The 21,127-nt window shown below is 41.1% G+C and carries 20 protein-coding genes; 16 read left to right on the top strand and 4 right to left on the bottom strand.

Features of this window, described 5'->3' with window-relative positions; all coding sequences use genetic code 11:
• Positions 1 to 246 precede the first annotated feature (246 nt).
• From K6V48_RS10325 to K6V48_RS10275, 11 genes are all read left to right on the top strand, one after another.
• Positions 247 to 1,098, top strand: a complete 852-nt coding sequence (locus K6V48_RS10325) for a MetQ/NlpA family ABC transporter substrate-binding protein (RefSeq protein WP_172085574.1) — start codon at positions 247 to 249, stop codon at positions 1,096 to 1,098.
• A 138-nt stretch (positions 1,099 to 1,236) separates the two neighbouring features.
• Entirely contained in the window at positions 1,237 to 2,604 is a 1,368-nt protein-coding gene (locus tag K6V48_RS10320) for a M20/M25/M40 family metallo-hydrolase (protein WP_222369524.1), read from the top strand.
• Positions 2,597 to 3,661, top strand: a complete 1,065-nt coding sequence (locus tag K6V48_RS10315; RefSeq protein ID WP_172085572.1) for a methionine ABC transporter ATP-binding protein — start codon at positions 2,597 to 2,599, stop codon at positions 3,659 to 3,661. The genes K6V48_RS10320 and K6V48_RS10315 overlap by 8 nt, the downstream gene beginning before the upstream one ends.
• The gene (locus K6V48_RS10310; protein ID WP_105126955.1) at positions 3,662 to 4,354 is read left to right on the top strand and encodes a methionine ABC transporter permease; all 693 of its coding nucleotides are present in this window, start codon (positions 3,662 to 3,664) and stop codon (positions 4,352 to 4,354) included. It begins immediately after the preceding gene.
• A 181-nt stretch (positions 4,355 to 4,535) separates the two neighbouring features.
• On the top strand, positions 4,536 to 5,240 hold the full coding sequence (locus K6V48_RS10305; RefSeq protein ID WP_222369522.1) for a B3/B4 domain-containing protein: 705 nt from the start codon (positions 4,536 to 4,538) through the stop codon (positions 5,238 to 5,240).
• 350 nt (positions 5,241 to 5,590) lie between these two features.
• The gene (locus tag K6V48_RS10300; protein WP_238596891.1) at positions 5,591 to 5,986 is read left to right on the top strand and encodes a DUF1398 domain-containing protein; all 396 of its coding nucleotides are present in this window, start codon (positions 5,591 to 5,593) and stop codon (positions 5,984 to 5,986) included.
• Positions 5,987 to 6,019: 33 nt separating this feature from the next.
• Entirely contained in the window at positions 6,020 to 6,937 is a 918-nt protein-coding gene (gene glyQ, locus K6V48_RS10295; RefSeq protein ID WP_002939388.1) for a glycine--tRNA ligase subunit alpha, read from the top strand.
• Positions 6,937 to 8,973, top strand: a complete 2,037-nt coding sequence (gene glyS, locus K6V48_RS10290) for a glycine--tRNA ligase subunit beta (RefSeq protein ID WP_222369520.1) — start codon at positions 6,937 to 6,939, stop codon at positions 8,971 to 8,973. The genes glyQ and glyS overlap by 1 nt, the downstream gene beginning before the upstream one ends.
• A gap of 9 nt (positions 8,974 to 8,982) precedes the next feature.
• The gene (locus K6V48_RS10285; protein ID WP_002942632.1) at positions 8,983 to 9,240 is read left to right on the top strand and encodes a DUF896 family protein; all 258 of its coding nucleotides are present in this window, start codon (positions 8,983 to 8,985) and stop codon (positions 9,238 to 9,240) included.
• A gap of 79 nt (positions 9,241 to 9,319) precedes the next feature.
• Entirely contained in the window at positions 9,320 to 10,393 is a 1,074-nt protein-coding gene (locus K6V48_RS10280; protein ID WP_105126951.1) for a site-2 protease family protein, read from the top strand.
• 79 nt (positions 10,394 to 10,472) lie between these two features.
• The gene (locus tag K6V48_RS10275; protein ID WP_105126950.1) at positions 10,473 to 10,844 is read left to right on the top strand and encodes a hypothetical protein; all 372 of its coding nucleotides are present in this window, start codon (positions 10,473 to 10,475) and stop codon (positions 10,842 to 10,844) included.
• Between the two features lie 21 nt (positions 10,845 to 10,865).
• Here K6V48_RS10275 and K6V48_RS10270 read toward each other — a convergent pair whose 3' ends face one another.
• The 4 genes from K6V48_RS10270 to K6V48_RS10255 all read right to left on the bottom strand — a co-directional run bounded on the left by K6V48_RS10270 (position 10,866) and on the right by K6V48_RS10255 (position 15,192).
• Positions 10,866 to 12,203 (bottom strand): MATE family efflux transporter, encoded by a 1,338-nt coding sequence (locus tag K6V48_RS10270; protein WP_105126949.1) that lies wholly within the window; start codon positions 12,201 to 12,203, stop codon positions 10,866 to 10,868.
• Positions 12,204 to 12,273: 70 nt separating this feature from the next.
• Entirely contained in the window at positions 12,274 to 12,939 is a 666-nt protein-coding gene (locus K6V48_RS10265) for a potassium channel family protein (RefSeq protein WP_024403581.1), read from the bottom strand.
• 12 nt (positions 12,940 to 12,951) lie between these two features.
• Positions 12,952 to 14,301 carry a TrkH family potassium uptake protein gene (locus K6V48_RS10260; RefSeq protein ID WP_222369518.1) on the bottom strand — a complete coding sequence of 450 codons (1,350 nt, stop codon included), beginning with the start codon at positions 14,299 to 14,301 and terminating at the stop codon, positions 12,952 to 12,954.
• A gap of 351 nt (positions 14,302 to 14,652) precedes the next feature.
• Entirely contained in the window at positions 14,653 to 15,192 is a 540-nt protein-coding gene (locus K6V48_RS10255; protein WP_222369515.1) for a Gx transporter family protein, read from the bottom strand.
• A gap of 188 nt (positions 15,193 to 15,380) precedes the next feature.
• Here K6V48_RS10255 and K6V48_RS10250 point away from each other — a divergent pair, with 188 nt between their 5' ends.
• The 5 genes from K6V48_RS10250 to menA all read left to right on the top strand — a co-directional run bounded on the left by K6V48_RS10250 (position 15,381) and on the right by menA (position 20,955).
• Entirely contained in the window at positions 15,381 to 17,273 is a 1,893-nt protein-coding gene (locus K6V48_RS10250) for an NAD(P)/FAD-dependent oxidoreductase (protein WP_222369513.1), read from the top strand.
• A gap of 19 nt (positions 17,274 to 17,292) precedes the next feature.
• On the top strand, positions 17,293 to 18,282 hold the full coding sequence (locus K6V48_RS10245; RefSeq protein ID WP_222369511.1) for a polyprenyl synthetase family protein: 990 nt from the start codon (positions 17,293 to 17,295) through the stop codon (positions 18,280 to 18,282).
• 94 nt (positions 18,283 to 18,376) lie between these two features.
• Entirely contained in the window at positions 18,377 to 18,877 is a 501-nt protein-coding gene (locus K6V48_RS10240) for an FMN-binding protein (RefSeq protein WP_222369510.1), read from the top strand.
• Between the two features lie 73 nt (positions 18,878 to 18,950).
• Entirely contained in the window at positions 18,951 to 20,000 is a 1,050-nt protein-coding gene (locus K6V48_RS10235; protein WP_222369508.1) for an FAD:protein FMN transferase, read from the top strand.
• Complete coding sequence (gene menA, locus K6V48_RS10230) at positions 19,993 to 20,955, top strand: 1,4-dihydroxy-2-naphthoate polyprenyltransferase (protein ID WP_277942144.1); 963 nt, start codon at positions 19,993 to 19,995, stop codon at positions 20,953 to 20,955. Before K6V48_RS10235 ends, menA begins: the two co-directional genes overlap by 8 nt.
• Positions 20,956 to 21,127 lie beyond the last annotated feature (172 nt).

Genomic DNA, 21,127 nt, shown 5'->3' with positions numbered 1-21,127 from the left:
GTTTCTTGCCTAGATTATTATCTAAAACGACATGCGTTAAAAGTTAGTTGAACCGCCGTGTGCCGAACGGCACGCACGGTGGTGTGAGAGGGACTAGAAATTAGTCCCTACTCGATTATCAATTGTTATAATTGCATTTGTACTTGCTATAGCGAAAAACTATAGCCGTCTATAAAAAAAGTCAATTGGTCAGAACTGAATTTCTGTGTTAAGATAGATACAGTTCTAATTTAAGGAGATCATTTTATGAAATTAAAAAAATTGTTTAGTTTAGCAGCAGCAGCCTTGTCAGTAGGTGTACTTGCTGCATGTGGTAACTCTTCTTCAAGTTCAGATTCATCTGCAACAACTGTTCGTGTGGGTGTGATGAGCTTGAGCGATTCTGAGCAAGCACGTTGGGATAAAGTTCAAGAAATTCTTGGTGATGAAGTGAAATTGGAGTTCACTCAATTTACAGACTACTCACAGCCAAACAAGGCTGTAGCTGAAAATGAAGTAGACATCAACGCCTTCCAGCACTATAACTTCTTGAATAACTGGAATGAAGAAAATGGTGAAGATTTGGTTGCTATTGCAGATACTTATATCGCACCAATCCGTCTTTACTCAGGTACAGCTGATGGAAAAAACAAGTACACGAAAGTGGAAGAAATTCCAGATGGTGCTGAAATTGCGGTTCCAAACGACCCAACAAACGAAAGCCGTGCCCTTTACCTTCTTCAAGCAGCTGGTTTGATCAAGGTTGGTGTATCCGGTACAGAATTGGCAACAATTGCTGATATTACTGAAAACAAGAAAAACTTGAAAATCACTGAGTTGGATGCAAGCCAAACAGCAAGCTCACTTAGCTCAGTTGATGCAGCAGTTGTAAACAACACATTTGTGTTGGAAGCTGGTTTGGATTACAAAAATGCCCTTTACAAAGAGCAAAAAGATGAAAATTCAAAACAGTGGTACAACTTGATTGCAGCTCGTAGCGATTGGGAAAAATCAGAGCAAGCAGCAGCGATTAAGAAAATTATCGAAGCCTACCACACGGATGAAGTGAAAAAAGTTATTGAAGAGACTTCAGACGGTATGGATGAGCCAGTTTGGTAAAATGTAAATAGGTTGAGGACTGGGCAGAATTGTTCAGCCCTCTATCTGTTTTTATAGAGATAAGAAAATCTTTTAACCCAAGTTAGAAATACCATAATATATTTGATTTTGGTTAGTAGATTGTATAGAGGAGAAGATATGTCAGAAGCGAAAATTCAAGCATTTGAAAATGATGCGATTATTCAGACCTATTTTGAAAAATTAAAAGTCTTGATTTCAAAGAAATCCATCTTTGCTCAACAGATTGGTTTACTGGATGTAGCCACTTATCTGAAAGAAATGTTTGAAGAGGCCGGGGCAGATGTTGTTTTAGACGACAGCTATGCAGCACCATTTGTCATTGCTAGGTTTGAGGCAACTGTTCCAAATGCTAAAACCTTGATTTTTTACAATCACTATGACACTGTTCCAGCAGATGCGGATCAGGTCTGGGAGAAGGGCAACCCCTTTGAATTGACTATTTCTGAAGGTTATATCTATGGTCGGGGGGTAGATGATGATAAGGGCCATATCACAGCTCGTCTGTCGGCCTTGAAAAAATATCAGGCTAGACAAGATGGTCAGCTACCAGTCAATGTGATTTTTATTATGGAAGGGGCAGAAGAGTCAGCTTCTGTCGACTTGGACAAATATCTTTCAAAATATAAAGAACATTTGATTGGTGCTGAACTACTTGTCTGGGAGCAAGGGCATCGCAATAGCCTACATCAGCTAGAAATTGCTGGGGGAAATAAGGGAATTGTGACCTTTGATCTTCAGGTCAAATCAGCGGACTTGGATATTCATTCTTCCTATGGAGGTGTCATTGATTCGGCAAGCTGGTATTTATTATCAGCACTTCAATCCATGCGAGCTGCAGATGGACGAATCCTTGTAGATGGCATTTATGAGCAAGTGCAAGAGCCAAATGAGCGTGAATTGGCCTTGGTGGAGGAATTTGCACTGGCGACCAGTCAGTCTATGAAAGATATTTATGGCTTGACTCTTCCAACCTTGGTAGAAGATCGTCGTGAGTTTCTGAAGCGTTTGTATTTTGAACCATCGATTACCATTGAAGGCTTGTCAACTGGCTATCTTGGTCAAGGTGTCAAGACCATCATACCAGCTCAGGCTTCTGCTAAGATGGAAGTCCGTTTGGTACCTGGGTTGGAGCCGCATGATGTATTAGATAAGATTCGACAGCATTTGGACAAACATGGCTTTGACAAAATTGAGGTTATCTTCACTTTGGGAGAAATGAGCTATCGTAGTGACATGTCCCATCCTGCCATTGTCAATGTGATTGAGTTGGCCAAAAAATTGACATCAGAAGGAGTTGCTGTTTTGCCGACGTCACCGGGGACAGGCCCCATGCATACGGTCTTTCACGCTTTAGGTGTACCAATTGTGGGCTTTGGTCTGGGTAATGCCAACAGTCGCGACCATGCAGGAGATGAAAATGTCGGCATCGCTGACTACTATAGCCATGTTGAATTAGTAGAGGAGTTAATAGCAAGTTATGAGTAAGAAAATGATTAAGCTAGATAATATTGATGTAACTTTCCAGCAAAAAAAACGAACCATAGAAGCGGTAAAGGATGTGACCATCCATATCAATCAAGGGGACATTTACGGTATCGTAGGTTATTCTGGAGCAGGGAAATCTACCCTTGTTCGAGTGATTAATTTATTGCAGGTGCCGTCTGCGGGTAAGATTACCATTGATGAGGATGTGATTTACGAGGGGAACAAGGTTACTTTGACCCCAGCTCAATTGCGGAGCAAACGCCGTGAGATTGGCATGATTTTCCAACATTTCAATCTGATGGCGCAGATGACGGCAGAAGAAAACGTCGCCTTTGCCCTTAAGCATTCGGGTTTGAGCAAGGAAGAGAAGAAGGAAAAAGTAGCCAAACTCTTGGACTTGGTTGGGCTTTCTGACCGTGCTGAAAACTATCCAGCCCAATTATCTGGTGGTCAAAAGCAACGTGTTGCCATTGCGCGTGCCTTGGCCAATGACCCTAAAATCTTGATTTCAGATGAGTCAACTTCTGCCTTGGATCCGAAAACGACCAAGCAGATTTTGGCCCTCTTGCAGGAATTGAATGAAAAATTGGGCTTGACCATTGTCATGATTACCCACGAGATGCAGATTGTAAAAGACATTTGTAACCGTGTGGCTGTTATGCAGGATGGTCGTTTGATTGAAGAAGGTTCGGTTTTAGAAATCTTCTCTCATCCAAAAGAAGAATTGACACAGGATTTCATCAAAACAGCAACAGGAATTGATGAGGCCTTGGTAAAAATTTATCAGCAGGATATTGTTAAGAATTTGCCTGAGAATAGTATTTTAGTGCAACTCAAGTACGCTGGTTCCAACACGGATACGGCAATTGTCAATGATTTGTATAAATTCTATCAAGTATCCGCCAATATTCTTTATGGCAATATTGAAATTTTGGACCATACGCCAGTCGGTGAGATGGTAGTGATCTTATCAGGAGAACCTGGTCAGTTGCACCGTGCGATTGAGGCAGTGACGGAGGCCCGTGTAGAAGTGACGATTTTGAAGGGAGCGAACTAGATGTTAGAATGGATTCAAACGAATTTTCCAGATATTTATAAATTGGGCTGGGATGGTCAGACAGGTTGGTTAACACATTTTAATTTGACCCTCTATATGACCTTTGTTTCCTTTGCTTTCGGTGGATTTATGGGCTTGGTGTCTGGTTTATTCTTGGTTTTGACAGGTCCACGTGGGGTTATTGCCAATAAGACTGCATATTGGATTTTGGACAAGGTGGCTTCTATCTTCCGGGCCATTCCATTTATTATCTTGTTGGCAGCTATTGCTCCTTTGACAAAAATTATTGTTGGAAAAACCATTGGTACAGACGCGGCTTTGGTGCCCCTTGCTCTTTCGGTATTTCCATTCTTTGCCCGTCAGGTTGAAGTGGTCTTGTCAGAATTGGACCGTGGTGTCATTGAGGCTGCTCAGGCATCAGGTGCGACTTTCTGGGATATTGTCCTTGTCTATCTGCGTGAGGGGCTACCAGACTTAATTCGTGTGACAACTTTTGCTTTGGTTTCATTGGTGGGCTACACTGCCATGGCTGGAGCCATCGGAGCAGGTGGTTTGGGACAAGTTGCACTATCCTATGGTTACTTGCGCTATAATGATGATGTGACCTTTTTAGCAACTCTTTTGATTTTGGTTATCATCTTTGCCATTCAATTTATTGGTGATTTCTTGACCAGGAAGATTAGTCATAGATAGTTATTTAGCTGTGTTTTTCAAATTTTGGATAGTCCTTGACTTATTTAAAGCATCTTTATACAATAAATATAATTAAATAAACACTGCCACCGGGTAGTCATGCAACAGCATTTTATGAACATCATTAAGTCTTTGAAGGTGTTCACAGGGTGCTGATTTTTTCTATAAAAGGAGTCGGAATATGTCACAATTTATTGTTGATTCATCTTTCTGGAGTCTATTTCCAGATGCAAAAATTGGAGTTCTATTATTGAAAGATTATAAAACGCTGGTGCAATCGCCTGATGAATTAGTGAAATTACTGGAAGAAAGCAACGGAATTGCCCAGAAATTTCTTACGGAAGATACCTTTAGTGAGAATGAGGTCATTCGTACATATCGTCAAGCCTATCAAAAATTTAAAACAAAAAAAGGCGCGCGTTCTAGTATCGAAGCACTTTTGAAACGTTCAACTAGTGACCGTCCAGTCACAACAATTTCTCCATTAGTGGACATTTATAATGCGGCGAGTTTACGTTTTGGTCTTCCATGTGGTGCTGAAGATTTAGATACATTTGTAGGCAATCTCCAACTAACGGTCACTGAGGGTGGGGATGAATTCTATCTCATTGGTGATGAAACCAATAATCCAACTTTACCAGGTGAAGTTTGCTATAAGGATGATAAAGGCGCCGTTTGTCGCTGTTTCAATTGGCGCGATGGTGAGCGAACCATGATTACGGATGAGACAAAGAATGCTTTCTTGGTCATGGAGTTGGTCAATTCTGATAGAGTAGAAGATTTGGAAAATGCCCTAGATTTTATCAGTCACCACGCAGAAAAATTCTTGGGAGTAGTACCAGAAAAATATCTACTAGATTGCGATAGGCCTGCAATAGCCTTGTAGGATTTGTCAGCGGGATTGTGTTCGGATAAATAGTGGTCTTTCTAGACAAATGCTGATTTTTCTGCTACAATACTAAGCATGGAAGAAGGTTGTTTCAAAAGCCTGTCTAGCGAGCTTGGGAGAGTGAAAGCCAGGCCAGTCTTGAAATAATTGGCGCTTTCCCAGTCGTGACCATGTCCGACTCAATTAGAATCATACAAATGAAGTAATAAATTAGGGTGGAACCGCGTTCTCAACGCCCCTATGTCTGTTGACAGGGGAAGAGAATGTGGTTCTTTTTGTCTGCCGACCGAGTATTTCTTGTTTTTCATCTCAAGGTGAAAGACAGCTACTATAAAGAAAGGAGATCAATGTTCACCTTAGAAAATATCAATCACGGGCATGAGCAGTTTACTGGGCCTGATTTTCCCAAACTGATCGCCTATTTTAAGGACTTGGGCATGGTAGAAAATACAGTGGATATCCAGTCTGGCCAGGTTACCTATCGCTCACAGACAGGGCAGACTCTGGAAAAGACGGGCTATCAAGTAGCGATACCTATTGCTGACCAAGTCAATCGTGACCAGTTTGTGACTATCTTACGTAATCATCAGGCTGGACAAACAGATTTCCCTACCTTCTGCCAAGAAACAGCAGAAGCAGGCATTTACAAGTGGGTCATCGACCTAGAAGCCATGACCTGCTCCTATCTGGACCAGGCGGAGCAGGCTGTTTTTGTGGAAACCATACCGAGTGTGGAGAACTAGCAATTTTGAAATATATATAGAAAGAGGAAATATATGTCAAAGAAATTAACGTTTCAAGAAATCATTTTAACCCTACAACAATTTTGGAATGAGCAGGGGTGCTTGCTCATGCAGGCTTATGATACAGAAAAAGGTGCGGGTACTATGAGTCCCTACACTTTCTTGCGTGCTATCGGTCCTGAGCCTTGGAATGCGGCTTATGTTGAGCCATCTCGTCGTCCTGCGGACGGTCGTTACGGGGAAAACCCAAACCGTTTGTACCAGCACCACCAATTCCAAGTGGTTATGAAACCATCTCCTTCTAATATCCAAGAACTTTACTTGGAATCTTTGGAGCGTTTGGGCATCAATCCTTTGGAACACGACATTCGTTTCGTTGAGGATAACTGGGAAAACCCGTCAACAGGTTCAGCTGGTTTGGGCTGGGAAGTCTGGTTGGACGGTATGGAAATCACGCAGTTTACCTATTTCCAACAGGTTGGTGGTTTGGCGACAGGTCCTGTCACAGCTGAAGTAACTTATGGTTTGGAGCGTTTGGCTTCCTATATCCAAGAGGTTGACTCTGTTTACGATATCGAGTGGGCAGACGGTGTTAAATACGGTGAAATCTTTATCCAGCCAGAGTATGAGCATTCAAAATACTCCTTTGAAGTATCAGATCAGGATATGCTCCTTGAAAACTTCACTAAGTTTGAGAAAGAAGCAGAGCGGGCTTTGGAAGAGGGCTTGGTTCACCCAGCCTTTGACTATGTGCTCAAATGTTCTCACACCTTTAACCTGCTCGATGCCCGCGGAGCTGTGTCTGTAACCGAGCGTGCAGGCTACATTGCCCGTATCCGTAACCTTGCTCGTGTCGTTGCCAAAACCTTTGTGGCAGAGCGGAAGAAACTTGGCTTCCCACTTTTGGATGAAGCAACACGAGCAGAATTGTTGAAGGAGGACGCAGAATAATGACAAAGAATTTACTTGTTGAACTTGGTTTGGAAGAAATTCCTGCCTACATCGTAACCCCAGCCATGCACCAGTTGCGTGACCGCATGGCGACTTTTTTGATAGACAATCGCTTGGCTTTTGACATCATTGATGTCTTTTCAACGCCACGCCGTTTGGCTGTTCGTGTGCGTGGTTTGGCGGACCAGCAGACTGATCTTACAGAAGATTTCAAGGGTCCTGCTAAGAAGATTGCCTTGGACGCAGACGGAAACTTCACCAAGGCTGCAGAAGGCTTTGTCCGTGGTAAAGGCTTGACGACAGCGGACATCGAGTTTCGCGAGATCAAGGGTGAAGAGTATGTCTATGTGACCAAGCATGAAGCTGGTCAGCCAGCTAAGGCAGTCTTGGCAGGCATTCCAGAGGTCTTGAAGGCTATGACCTTCCCTGTCAGCATGAACTGGGCGTCCAATAAATTCGCCTACATCCGTCCTGTCCACACCTTGACCGTTCTCTTGGACGATGAAGCATTGGATATGGACTTCTTAGATATTACATCTGGTCGCATCAGCCGTGGTCATCGTTTCCTTGGAAATGAAACTGAGATTGCAAGTGCAGATTCTTACGAGGCAGACTTGCGTGCACAGTTTGTTATCACTGATCCCGCAGAGCGTCAAAATATGATCGTCGAGCAAATCAAGGCTATCGAGGACAAACACAATGTGACCGTTGAGATTGACCAAGACCTGCTCAATGAAGTTCTCAACCTGGTCGAGTACCCAACTGCCTTCATGGGTTCTTTTGACACTAAATATTTGGAAGTGCCAGAGGAAGTTTTGGTCACTTCCATGAAAAACCACCAGCGCTACTTCGTGGTGCGTGATAAGTCTGGCAAACTCTTGCCAAACTTTATCTCCGTCCGCAACGGGAACGACCAGCACCTTGACAATGTTATCAAAGGAAATGAAAAAGTTTTGGTGGCTCGTTTAGAAGATGGTGAGTTCTTCTGGCGTGAAGACCAAAAACTCAAGATTGCTGACTTGGTGGAACGTCTCAAAGTCGTGACCTTCCATGAGAAAATTGGCTCGCTTTACGAGCACATGGCACGTACCAAGGTTATCGCAGAAAAACTGGCTGACCTGGCTGGCTTGTCTGCGGATGAAAAAGCAGATGTGGCACGTGCGGCGGACATCTACAAGTTTGACCTCTTGACAGGTATGGTCGGCGAGTTTGATGAACTGCAAGGGATTATGGGTGAGAAGTATGCCCTTCTTGCAGGGGAAAAACCTGCGGTGGCGGTAGCTATCCGTGAGCACTACCTGCCAAATTCAGCAGAAGGCGAATTGCCTGAAAGCAAGGTCGGTGCGGTCTTGGCACTGGCTGACAAATTTGACACCCTCCTATCCTTCTTCTCAGTTGGCTTGATTCCTTCTGGCTCCAACGACCCTTACGCCCTTCGTCGTGCGACACAGGGTATCGTTCGAATCTTGGAAGCCTTTGGTTGGGAAATTCCATTGGATCAGTTGATTGCGGAGCTCTACAGCTTGAACTTTGCTAGCTTGACCTATGACAACCAGCCAGCTGTGATGGACTTTATCCGTGCCCGTGTAGAGAAGATGATGGATAAGGCGATTCCGAAAGACATCCGTGAGGCTGTGCTTGCTAGCTCAACCTTTGTGGTCAGACTGCAATTGGCAGCCAGCTCTGCTATTTTCCAAAAATCAAAAGAGGCTGACTACAAGGAAGCCGTGGAAAACTTGTCACGGGTCTTCAACTTGGCTGAAAAGGCGGAGGCGACTGCGGTTGACGAGGCACTCTTTGAAAATGAGCAGGAGAAAGCCCTTGCTGTAGCAGTGGCTGGCTTGGAGTTGACGGAAGACATGGCAGGCAACTTGGACAAGTTCTTTGCTCTCAGCCCAGTCATCGCGGCCTTCTTCGACAATACCATGGTTATGGTAGATGACGCAGCAGTCAAAGCCAACCGCTTGGCTCTCTTGAAAGCCTTGGCGGATAAGGCAAGTGCTGTGGCTGTCTTCAATCTCTTGAATAGTAAATAGGGGGAAAAGATGGAACAAGCAAAAATTGATCGCATCAATGAATTGGCTAAAAAGAAAAAAGCTGGTACCTTGACACCAGAGGAAAAAGTTGAACAGGCTCAGCTCAGGGAAGAATACATCGAGGGGTATCGTCGAGCAATCCGTCATCATATTGAGGGGATTAAGCTGGTTGATGAAGATGGCAACGATGTGACACCAGAGAAACTTCGTCAAGTCCAACGTGAAAAAGGCTTGCATGGCCGTAGTTTGGACGATCCTAATTCCTAAGAATAAGATTGCTAAAAAAAACAAGGAAAGACTAGGTTTTCTAGTCTTTTTTTGTTATACTATTAAAAGGAGGTTTGTTATGAAGAAAGTATGGAATTGGTTTGTGATTGGGCTTTCTATCCTATTAAGTTTTGTTGGAGCATGCTATTGTTTCATTGGTATGGAGGAAGTGCTTCCTATTCAGTCGGATGAGGGCATCTTTTTAATTGTTGGTCTAGGCTATATCTGGTTTATGGGAACACTCTATCTGACCCTCATTCTTCATGAATTGGGGCATGCCTTCTTTGGTTGGTTGACGGGTTTTGACTTGGTGGCGCTTGGCTTGAGCAATCGCTTGTTGGTCAAGACTGCCCAGGGCTGGAAATGGAAGAAAACCGTGATTGTGCAAGGGGCAGCTGCTCAGTATATCGGAGTCAAAAAAGATGAGAATGACCCTCGGGTGATTCTGATGTTTGCAGGTGGTCCGATTGTCCATCTCAGTCTCATCCTTATTTCTGTTTTGATTGGGTTCTTGACAGGGCATTGGAGTCTGCCTCTATCGCAAATTCTCCTCAATCTATCCTTGTTTGCACTCAATGCCAATCCTTCTGGAATAGCGGATGGTGCTAAGATACAAGAGTTGAGTGCTCATCCTGAATATAGTCGATTGGTTTATCAAGCGTTTAGACACACCTCTCAAGTCATGGTGGATCCAACTGCTGCGAATTTAAGTGATTTTGTCATGGACTTGCCAATCTTGCCTGGTCATTTGCCACAGATTCACTATCTAAACTGGACGGAAGTACTGATTTTCAACGGGGAGTATCAAGAAGCCCAGGAACGCTTGGAAAAAGTGATAGCGGCATCGGACAATAATTATATCGTGAAGCTGGCGAAACTTGTACTGTTAGAAGTCTATATCTTGCAAGGTTTGAAAGAAGAGGCTAAGAACTTGGGGCAGGACAAACAAGTCAAGTCCCTGCTCAAATACCCTATGGGAAATTACCAAGTCATCGCGGCTCTCTACCATCAGCGTATTTCACATGATAACAAGGCCTTGAAAAAATCTCTGGCTCAGGCTAAAAAAATGTTGCCAAACAGTCCGCTTTTGGCTGATGAACAGACTTTTTATGGTAAACTTTTGGAAGAAATTGAGGCGGAAAGTCAGCTGTAAAATTTTTTTATAAGTCTTGGATATACAAAAAAACTTATGTTAAAATAATGATAAGAAGATTTGAACTAGGCGGTTGGTCATGAAAAAATTTGTATATGCCTTCTTGGTGCTTGCCTATGTTACTATAGCTGTTTTGTCGGTTTATCTACTGCCTCACTACTATTTTGGTGCTATTATGGGGGCTGCCGGGGCCAATCTTGGTGCTAGTTTCAAACAGTTCAAGGAAGTACAAGTCTGTCCTAACAAACCCTTTTCAGCCTATTTTAAGTGGGATAAGACAACGACAGTTATTTTATTAGTGGTTATTTTGGGCTTCATTCTTTTTGTTCATCTGCTACCAGTATCTAATGTGCAAGTCGGCTTTGCTTTCTTTGTTGGACTTAGCTATGGTGCGCTTTGGAATATCTTGCATATCCAATTTTTACGGAAATATTATTTTAAAAACGCATGAGAGTTTCATGCGTTTTTTAGATTAAACAGTCTCTCCTTTTTTTAGTTTGCGGGAGAGGATAATTGTGCTTGGGATGAGAACTAAAATACTTCCTATCCAAGCTGCCGGGTTGGCGGCGGCAACTCCATAGAATCCGAATAATTGGAGACCGATAATTGCCACACCGGCTCGCATGATTAGTTCACCAAATCCGGCTAAGGTTGGAATGAAACCTTTACCTAAACCTTGAACGAAGCTACGAATAATGAATAGAATAGCCAATATCCAATAACAAGAGCCGTTAATAATGAAATAACTTAATGCAAGAGAGCGAACTTCTGAACTTGCCTCTGGCAAAAACAAACTGGAGAAGAAACCATGGAAGATGATTAGTAAAATAGCATAGATAATCGACCAAGCGATATCAATCCAAAGAGCTTGTTTGAGTCCTTCCAGAATTCTTTTGTATTCTTTAGCACCATAGTTTTGGGCAGTGAAAGTGGAGATGGCGAGGCCTAAATTAATCATAGGTAACATAGCTAACTGGTCGGTTTTACTAGCTATGGCTTGAGCAGCGATTGCTTGGGTTCCAAGCTGATTGAGCATTGCTTGAAGGGTAAGTGCTCCAATTGCAATGATACTTGCCTGAAATCCCATGGGGAAACCAACCTGTGCATGTTTTTTCAAATTATCTTTATCTAACTTCCAATCAGATTTTGTAAGATGAAACTGAGGGATTTTTCGTTTAATATGAAAGAGAAGGTAGACGACAGAAACTGCTTGAGCGGTAACAGTGGCAAAACCAGCGCCAAATACACCCCATCCAACATTTAAGATAAAGAAAAAGTCGAGAATAATATTGATGATACAAGCCAGTATGAGAGCTAAAAGTGGAGTGGTTGAATCACCTAAACTCCGAATGGCAGCGGACAAATAGTTATATAAAATGGTAAACACCATTCCACCAAATATAGCAACCATAAATGCATAAGAATGCTCGATTAAATTTACCGGAGTTTGTAACAATTCTAAAATAGGACGTAGAAAAATGAGCGAAAGGACAGTTAATACTAGGCTAACAAGAATAGAATAGAAAAGTCCGTGAACAAAACTATGGCGGAGGCCAGCAGTATCCTTAGCCCCAAAACGCTGTGCGGTAACAATGGCTAGCCCACTGGTCAATCCTTGAGCAAAACCTACAATTAGAAAGATAAGGCTACCGGCCGTCCCTACACTGGCAAAAGCTTCCTCACCGAGGGTGTGACCGACAATCATTGAATCAGCAAAATTGTAGGCTAATTGAAAAAAAGAACCTATTAATAAGGGAATCGTAAACTGTAAAATGACAATAATAGGTTTCCCTTTGGTTAAGTCGTTCATAAAATCTCCTGAAAAGGTACAGAGTATAAGCCCACTAACATTCCGATACAGCTGGGTTAGTGGGCTAGGTTTAGTCGGTTAAATCTTCAAAGTGGTCAATGGTATTGTGGTCTGTAACTGCTGTAATCAGCTCATCCTCATTGAAAACATAATCAGGTGTCAATTGAATGTTTAATTCCTGATTTTCTCCACAACGGTAACCAATAATGTTCATTTTATAGTTCTGACGCAATTGCAATTCCGCCAATGTTTTTCCAAACCATTTTTTGGGAGGTCTGAATTCAACAATAGAAGCGTTACCACCTAATTCAAAAACGCTAGTAGTACTGCGGTGAATTAAATGTTTAGCAAGAGAGATACCTGTTTCTCTTTCTGGTGAGATTACCTTATCAGCACCGATACGTAATAAGACTTCTTTTGTAGTGGTACCTTTTACTTTGGCAATGACTTTAGGCACACCTAACATTTTACTGTGCATAACCGCCAGGACACTTGACTCAAGATTGTTACCAGTAGCAACGACTACAGCATCACAGTTTTCGATACCTGCGGCACGCAACAGTGATCTATCCGTGATATCTCCCACTACGCCCCGTGTTAGGATAGACTCGAGTTGGTTAATCTGTTGTTCATGGTTATCGACAGCGATGATATTGCAATCATATTTGTGCAACGTTTTGGCAATGGTAGTCCCGAATACACCGAGACCTAAAATTCCGATAGTGTAAGTTGACATAATTTTCCCCTATTAAACTAACAATGATGATTTTGCATACTGCAAGCTTTCTGTTTTTGAAATCCGGCGAACAGAGAGACCTGCTAAAATGGATAATGGTCCGATACGTCCGAAAAACATGAGAGCCATGATAATGGCCTGACCAGCCATACTGAGATTTGGCGTTAAATTAGCGGTAACTCCTACTGTTGCTAGAGCCGACATGACTTCAAACATAAGATAAATCAGAGGTTGAGTCGCATCAGTTACCGTAATTGCAAAAAGGCCGGCTAAAAAGATCATTAGAAAGACAGAAAAGGTTGCGAATGCTTTTCGTATTGTTAGATTGTCGATAGTATGAGACATAAAGTTTGTATGAGGCAGACCTAAAATTTCACTACGTGCATAGAGAATGATGGTAAGAAATGCAGTAATCTTTATCCCGCCAGCAGTCCCGCCAGGTGCGCCACCAAGCATCATTTGAAAAATATAAATGAGAAGTGTGACTGGTTCAGCCTTTGTATAATCAATACTTGCAAAACCAGCGGTTCGCATGGTAACAGTTTGGAAGAAACTAACCAGTAATTTTTCCCAAAATGGGAGATTTCCAATAGTATCTGGGTTGTTCCACTCCGTAATAAGAGTAAGAAGTGTCCCAATTGATAGAATAGTAATGGTTAATGCAAGAACTACCTTCGTGTGAAAACGTAATTTTTTAAAGTGTCCTTTGGTTACAATCTGTGTTTGAAAGTCAAACCAAACAGAAAATCCCAGTCCCCCCATGATAATTAAGGCGGCTAAAGTCAGATTGACTAGTGGATTGTCAACATAGCGGACAATACTAGTAGCACCAAAGTTATCAAAGCCTGCGTTACAGAAAGCTGAAACTGCTAAAAATGCAGAGCTGAAAAGGCCGCGTTGCCAACCAAAATCTGGAACAAATTGAAATGATAGAATCAAAGCGCCAAGAGATTCAATGGCCAAAGTGAAACCGAAGGCAGATTTGATAAAGCTACGAAAGTGCTTGGTATCAGAACGAGCTAATGCTTCCTGTAGTGTGGCCATATTCATGAAATTCATTTTCCGACCACCACGGAGAGCAAACAAACCAATGAAACCAATAAGACTAAGTCCACCGATTTGAATCAACAACATACAGATAATCTGTCCAAAGGTAGAATATGATTCGGAGACAGCTTGAGTGAACAGGCCTGTCACACAGACCATAGAAACAGCTGTAAAAAGATGATCCCAATAGGTGGCGACGGAGCTATCAGCTTGTGAAATCGGTAAGCTGAGTAAGATAGAACCGATCAGAATTACCAGCAAAAAACTGAATATAATTCGTCGACTCGGTGTCAACTTGATAGGTAAAAAAGACATGATATTCCCTTTTGATAATTAAATATGAAGCTATTGTAGCACAAATAGTGGAAAAAGGTAAGAAATAATGAATTAAAATGTTTATGAAATTATCAAGAAAATCAAGGGATTTTATTACCTGATGAATACCAGTTTTGTAAAGGGTTACATGCAGAAAATTCAGACGATAGATTGTCGATTATTCTGCTAAAATAGTAATAATAGACGGCTTCATAACAAAAAAAGTCAATTCATTTTGTGAGCTGACTTTGTATCATATTAATCGGATCTGATTATCAAGTAATTGAATATATACTATTGGCTAATCTATATGCATTAGATTTTTTGTATTCAGATTAAAAAAGAAGAGAGCTATTTCCACTCAGCTAATATTTTTTGGTGATAGTAACGAAGAGGACCCACTTTTTCAAGCAAGTAAGTGGCGGCTAATCCTACCAAAAATCCAGAAAGTATTCCGCTAAAAGAGAGTATCGGAAGGTAGTTCAATACATAAAAAGAGCGAGCGATGGTAGCGAAAACAATCAATTGACCGACGTTGTGCATCATACCTCCCAGTATTGAAATGCCAATTGGGCTGACCCGACGAGGACCGAGTTGCTTGGCGGCCAACATCGCGAAATAACTAAGTGTCACACCAGCAAAACTATACAAGAAGGTAGAAAATGTTCCTCCTAAGAAAGTTGAAATGAGCAGTCGGAGGGAAACAACCTTTACGCTATCTTTGGCAGGAAGTGTAAAAATTGCAATCATGCTAATCAAATTCCCCAATCCTAACTTTGCTCCTGGGGCAAAAGAAAATGGAGTTGGAATCATGCGTTCAATCACTGAAATAACAACAGCTTGAGCAGCTAACATTGTAATAAAATTTAAGGTTTTTCTTTTTGAATTCATTATAGATTTTGGTAGAGCATCTTTCTGGGAAATTATTTATTCACTAGTTATCTTACATTTTTTTTCGTTACCACGCAAGTCGGGATAGGGAATACCACTAATTATTGAAAAGAGCTTGAAATGTATTAGATATTAAGATATAATGATTTTATACTAAATTGTTGCTATTTTCACAAGGAGGATTAATTGTGACGAAAAATATTGTGATTGTCGGTGCTGGCTACGCAGGGATTGCAGCAGCTCGACTATTAGGGAAAACGTTTAAGAAAAACGAAGATGTAAGCGTTACCTTAATCGATAAAAACTCTTTCCATACTTACATGACAGAGTTGCATGAAGTAGCTGCAGGACGAGTGGAAGCTAATGCAATCAAGTATGACCTACAACGTATCTTCAAAAAATATCCAAAGGTTCAGTTGGTGACTGATAAGGTTGTAGAGATTGACTACGACAAGAAACAAGTCGTTGCTGAACACCAAACCTTGGCATTTGATTATTTGCTACTTTCTATGGGTGGTGAGGCGAATGACTTTGGTGTCAAAGGTGTCAAGGAACATGGTTTCACTTTATGGTCTATTGAGGCAGCTGAGCGTTTGCATGACCACATCATTGATGCTTGCTACCTTGCCATGCGTGAACATGATGAAGCAAAACGACGTGCCCTTCTGACCTTTACAGTTATCGGTGCTGGCTTTACTGGTATTGAGATGATCGGTGAGTTAATTGATTGGGTACCAATTTTGGCGCGTGAGTTCAAGTTGGATCCGAAAGAATTCTCACTCAAGGTTGTTGAAGCAGCGCCAAATATCTTGGCTATGGTTACTGAAAAAGAACAAGTCAAGGCTTGTAAATACCTTGAGAAAAAAGGCGTTGAATTAGTACTTGGTGATGGTGTTGCGAGTGTTCAAGAAGATAGCTTAACATTGGCATCTGGCCGTCAAATCCCAACCTACACTTCTATTTGGACTGCAGGTGTTCAAGCAAATTCTGATTCTAGTGAATTCGGTATTGAAAAAGCACGTGCAGGTCGCCTAATTGCCAATGAATTTATGGAAGCCAAAGGCAAAGAAAATGTCTATGTGGCTGGTGACTTGGTTTACTTTGAAGAATCAGAAGGAAAACCGACCCCTCAAATCGTTCAAGCAGCTGAACAAACTGGTCATACTGCAGCAAGCAATATCATTGCAGCGATTAACGGCGGAGAAAAGCACAGTTATAAAGGCAAGTATGATGGTTTTATGGTATCTATCGGATCACGCTATGGTGTTGCTTTCTTGATGGATAAATACCATATGTCTGGTTTCTTTGCTATGGCAATGAAGCATATGGTTAACTTGCTATACTTCTTTACTATCCGAAGTTTCTTCTACATGGGATCTTATGTGCGTCATGAGTTCTTTGATATTAAAAATAAACGGAACATCTTTGGTGGACATACTTCTGGTAAGGGCAATCTTTTATGGTCAGTACCGATGCGCTTATTGTATGGATCAGTTTGGCTCTATGAAGGTGTGAAAAAAGGGTTTGGACTATTTGGAACAACGTCATGGTTTGGTGATCAAGTTGTCTTCCCATTCCCATGGTTAGCTGATCCAGTTTCTGGAGCTTCTGCAGCGGAGACAGTTTCAAGCGCTTCACAAGCTGCTACTACCGCAGCGGAAGTAGCAGAACCAATTTTTGGATTGAGCTACGCCTATGGTGAAACACCGATGACCGTTTTAGAAAAAATGCCTGACTGGTTTGCGTCAATTATGGAATTCATGATGCCGAACCAAGAAGTTGCGCTCTTTATGCAAAAATTCATGACTATTGCAGAAATCGGAATTGGTTTAGCCTTGATTGCAGGAGCATTTGTATGGATTGTATCTGCTGCAACAGTAGCTTTAGTAGTTATGTTCAGCTTATCGGGTATGTTCTACTGGGTAAATATTTGGTTTATCCCAGCAGCAATTTCATTAATGAATGGTGCAGGTAGAGCATTTGGATTAGATTATTGGATTATGCCATGGTTAGGTCGCTTCCTTGATAAGACCATTTATGGGAAGCCCAAGCATATTTACAGAATCAAGGATAATAAATAAAGGAAATTTCAACAGTTAAGTGGTACATCAAATTTGGGATGCCCACCCAGACATTAAGAGGGGGCTTGAAGAGGTTAAAACCATCATCTTATCAGAGATGATGGTTCTGCATCCAGCAGTAAAAACAAAGATTGTTGAGTATGTAGAGGCACCGGGTAAATACTTGCGTGCTGGCCTTTGTCTGCTCTTTGCACAGATGAAAGAAGGGCAAATTCATCAATCTAAGTTGTATTTTGCTGCTTATCTTGAAGTTTTACATCTAGCAACCCTTATACATGATGACGTGATTGATGGGGCAGATAAAAGACGGGGAGTTATCACGGTCCATCAGCAATTTTCAAATCGGATTGCAATCTATACAGGAGACTATCTTTTGGCCTATTCAGGCCGTTTGTTGGCCAAGGGGTTACGGTTACAAGATCTATCTCAGGAAGATATGAATTTAGGCAATGATAAACTCATGGAAACCATTTTAAGAGGAGAGCTGTCTCAATTAATGAATCAGTTTGATACAGAAATGACTATGAAAGCCTATCTCAAACAAATACAAGGGAAGACAGCATTTCTCTTTGGTTTGTCATGCCAATTGGGAGCTTTTGTGCCAGGACAGTCGAAGAAAGAAAGTGGACTAGCTTTTCGAACAGGTCAAGCCCTTGGTATGGCATTCCAGATCCGAGATGATTTAATTGATTACCAATTGGATGTTAGAGTATCTGGTAAGCCTCAATTGCAGGATCTTCAAAATGGTATTTATACTGCCCCATTGTTACTTGCTTTAAGAGAAAGAAAGGAAATTCGTCAGGATTTAAAAGCGTATATTGAAAATCCACAGACTGAAGCTCTGGATAAGTTGGCAATAAAAATCAAGTCTACAGGTGCTATTGAAAAAACGGAAAGCTTGATTTCTTCCTACCTTATTAAATGCAACAATTTTGCAAATAGAATGCTGATTTCAGAAAAAGAATCATTTGATCGAATCATAGAAAACGTATTCAAAAAATACTTCTAATTTGTGATTTTTTTGTCAATTTTGACTAGACAGATAGAAGAAAAAGTTATATCATTATAGTATAGTTATTAACATAAAACAAAGGAGTTTTATCATGAAAAAGACAAAATGGATGTTGAAAAGTTTGTTGGTTCTCGGTGCTGCTGTAACTTTGGTAGCATGTGGTGCTAAAGAAGAATCAACATCATCATCAACAGCAGAAACAACTACTTCTGAATCTTCATCAGCATCAGCTTGGAAAGATGGTACTTACAAAGCTGAGTCAGGATTTGATGAACGCGGTTGGAAATTTGTTCACGAAATCACTATCGAAGGTGGTAAAATTACCGCTTCAACTGCTGATTACGAGGACAAAGATGGTAATTTGAAATCAGAAAATGCTGAATACAATGCAACAATGAAAGAAAAATCAGGTGTATCTTCTGCAGAATCTACAGATAAACTTGATGAAGAACTTCTTGCAGCACAAAGTGCAGATGTAGAAGTAGTTTCAGGTGCAACTCATACTTCTGAAAACTTCAAAAAATCAACTGAAGCACTTTTGAAAGCTGCTGAAGAAGGAAATACAGATACAATCACACTTACATTTGAGTAATATCTGTCAGTAAAATGAAGGCACAGTAGCCCAATCTGGCTACTGTGTTTTTTCTATTAGAAAGGATGAGTTAATGAAAAAGGGAATCCGTTTATTTGTAATTTGTATTGCCGCATTTCTCCTTGTAGCATGCGGAGCTAAGAAAACGGAAACGTTACCTGTCATAAAAACTCCATTGACTCGTAGCGAAAGTCTACTACATACAGTAGTGCAATTGAGTATCTATCACGATGATCAAGAGAAAGTGATGGATGAGGCAATCGTCTATATCAAGGAAATGGAAAGTCTGCTGTCAACGAATTTGGATGGTTCAGATGTTTATCGGATCAATCAGGCGGCTGGAAAAGAAGCTGTCAAAGTAGATGATCGGACTTTTGAAGTAATTGAGAAAGCTATCGAGACTAGTGAAGAGAGTGATGGTTTATTTGATATTTCAATCGGTGCTGTGACTAATCTCTGGAAAATTGGGGATGAAGATGCACGTAAACCCAGCGATGAAGAAATACAGACTGCTTTGCCATATATAAACTACAAGGATATCGCTCTGGATAAGGAAAACCAAACAGTCTATATCAAGAAAGGAATGACCTTAGAACTTGGGGCTATTTCAAAAGGATATATTGCGGATGAAGTGAGAGAGTTGTTTGAAAGTAAAGGGATTACTACAGCCATTATCAACCTTGGTGGGAATGTTGTAGTCATGGGTGACTCACCGAAAACACAAAAAGGATGGAACGTTGGCGTTCAAGATCCGGATCAAGTTCGAGGGGCAACGGTTGGCTCAGTTTCAGAGACACATGATTCAGTCGTTACATCTGGTATTTATGAACGGTATATTGAGGTAGATGGTGTAAAATATCACCATATTTTAGATCCTAAAACAGGCTATCCTGTAGAGAATGACATTTCAGGAGTCACAGTTTTTTCAAAAACCTCGGTTCAAGGAGATGCCTTGTCTACAACTCTTTTCTTGCTCGGTGTTGAAAAAGGACTTGCTTTCATCAACCAAATGGATGGAGTTGAAGCGGTCTTTATTGATAAGGAGCACGGTGTTCATCTGAGCGATGGACTTAAAGATAGCTTTGAATTAACGAATGAGGAGTATCATCTTGTCAGTGAATAAATCAAAGAACGGGCTTAGTTTACCCGTATTTCTAGAATTTGTCGAAATCAAAACAAAGGTAGCCAGTGTCTTTCCTATGACACTGGGGCTTCTATGGGCAGCTTATCGCTATCAGACTTTTAATTGGTTGAATACGCTGTTGTTTGTCCTGGCAGTACTGAGTTTTGATATGTGCACGACCGCAATAAACAATAGTATGGATTATCATAAGGCAAAGGATGAAGCCTATCGTCAAGAAAGTAATGTGATTGGGAAGTTTTCGCTTGATTTTCAGCAAATGATTGGTATTATTTTTACCTTACTTATTTTTTCCGTCCTGATTTCTTTATTGCTTGTCTGGCGTACAAGCTGGCTACTCTTGCCAATGGGGGCGCTATGCTTTCTCATTGGAATCTTTTATACATTTGGTCCTATTCCATTGTCGAGAATGCCACTGGGGGAAGTCTTTTCTGGAATAACTATGGGATTTGGAATTTTCTTTTTCGCGGTATTTATTCAGCAACCAGATTTGCTATTGACGAGCCAGGTGAGCGGTCAGTGGATGACTGTACAATTCTCTTGGACAAGGATATTGGAAATCATTTTAATGTCTATTCCGTTAGTTACTTTGATTGCTAATATCATGTTGGCGAACAACACCTGTGATTTAGAAGAAGATATTCGCAACCATCGCTACACCTTGGTCTACTACATCGGTAAGAAAAATGCTTTGAAACTATACTTTGTCTTGGCAAGTTTACCATGGTTGCTGTGGCTGTTGTACTGTTTGACAGGTTTCTTGCCATTCTGGGCATTGATTGGTTTGCTTGGTCTAGTGCCTGCTTATCATAGTTTGGAACGATTCTTGAAAAAGCAAGTGAAACGCGAAACTTTTATTGAAGCAGTAAAAAGTTTTGTTCTCTTTTCAGGAGTATATGTGCTTACGCTGCTAGTAGCCCTTATATTTAATAAATAAGACACAGCCTATGTACTGACCCCAAAAAGTTAGACAAAAAATATTATTGAAAGTGGAAAGGTTATAATAAACTAGACACAAAGTTAAGAGAAATCGTGGAAAGGTTTATTATGGCAAGAAGAAAATTCGATAAACAATTTAAAAATTCTGCAGTAAAACTCATTCTTGAAGA

Origin of the sequence: Streptococcus suis (assembly GCF_019794555.1) — a bacterium.
Classification (GTDB): domain Bacteria; phylum Bacillota; class Bacilli; order Lactobacillales; family Streptococcaceae; genus Streptococcus; species Streptococcus suis_AB.
Note: the sequence above shows the minus strand (reverse complement) of the source record. Positions and strands in the feature narration are given on the sequence as shown.

Bases quoted from the DNA above. Each gene is read 5' to 3' on its own strand.
- K6V48_RS10305 (WP_222369522.1), top strand. From the start codon at position 4,536: ATGTCACAATTTATTGTTGATTCATCTTTCTGGAGTCTATTTCCAGAT.
- K6V48_RS10325 (WP_172085574.1), top strand. From the start codon at position 247: ATGAAATTAAAAAAATTGTTTAGTTTAGCAGCAGCAGCCTTGTCAGTA.
- glyS (WP_222369520.1), top strand. From the start codon at position 6,937: ATGACAAAGAATTTACTTGTTGAACTTGGTTTGGAAGAAATTCCTGCC.
- K6V48_RS10310 (WP_105126955.1), top strand. From the start codon at position 3,662: ATGTTAGAATGGATTCAAACGAATTTTCCAGATATTTATAAATTGGGC.
- K6V48_RS10240 (WP_222369510.1), top strand. From the start codon at position 18,377: ATGAAAAAGACAAAATGGATGTTGAAAAGTTTGTTGGTTCTCGGTGCT.
- K6V48_RS10265 (WP_024403581.1), bottom strand. From the start codon at position 12,939: ATGTCAACTTACACTATCGGAATTTTAGGTCTCGGTGTATTCGGGACT.
- K6V48_RS10260 (WP_222369518.1), bottom strand. From the start codon at position 14,301: ATGTCTTTTTTACCTATCAAGTTGACACCGAGTCGACGAATTATATTC.
- K6V48_RS10255 (WP_222369515.1), bottom strand. From the start codon at position 15,192: ATGAATTCAAAAAGAAAAACCTTAAATTTTATTACAATGTTAGCTGCT.
- K6V48_RS10320 (WP_222369524.1), top strand. From the start codon at position 1,237: ATGTCAGAAGCGAAAATTCAAGCATTTGAAAATGATGCGATTATTCAG.
- K6V48_RS10300 (WP_238596891.1), top strand. From the start codon at position 5,591: ATGTTCACCTTAGAAAATATCAATCACGGGCATGAGCAGTTTACTGGG.
- K6V48_RS10275 (WP_105126950.1), top strand. From the start codon at position 10,473: ATGAAAAAATTTGTATATGCCTTCTTGGTGCTTGCCTATGTTACTATA.
- K6V48_RS10235 (WP_222369508.1), top strand. From the start codon at position 18,951: ATGAAAAAGGGAATCCGTTTATTTGTAATTTGTATTGCCGCATTTCTC.
- K6V48_RS10285 (WP_002942632.1), top strand. From the start codon at position 8,983: ATGGAACAAGCAAAAATTGATCGCATCAATGAATTGGCTAAAAAGAAA.
- K6V48_RS10280 (WP_105126951.1), top strand. From the start codon at position 9,320: ATGAAGAAAGTATGGAATTGGTTTGTGATTGGGCTTTCTATCCTATTA.
- glyQ (WP_002939388.1), top strand. From the start codon at position 6,020: ATGTCAAAGAAATTAACGTTTCAAGAAATCATTTTAACCCTACAACAA.
- K6V48_RS10315 (WP_172085572.1), top strand. From the start codon at position 2,597: ATGAGTAAGAAAATGATTAAGCTAGATAATATTGATGTAACTTTCCAG.
- K6V48_RS10270 (WP_105126949.1), bottom strand. From the start codon at position 12,203: ATGAACGACTTAACCAAAGGGAAACCTATTATTGTCATTTTACAGTTT.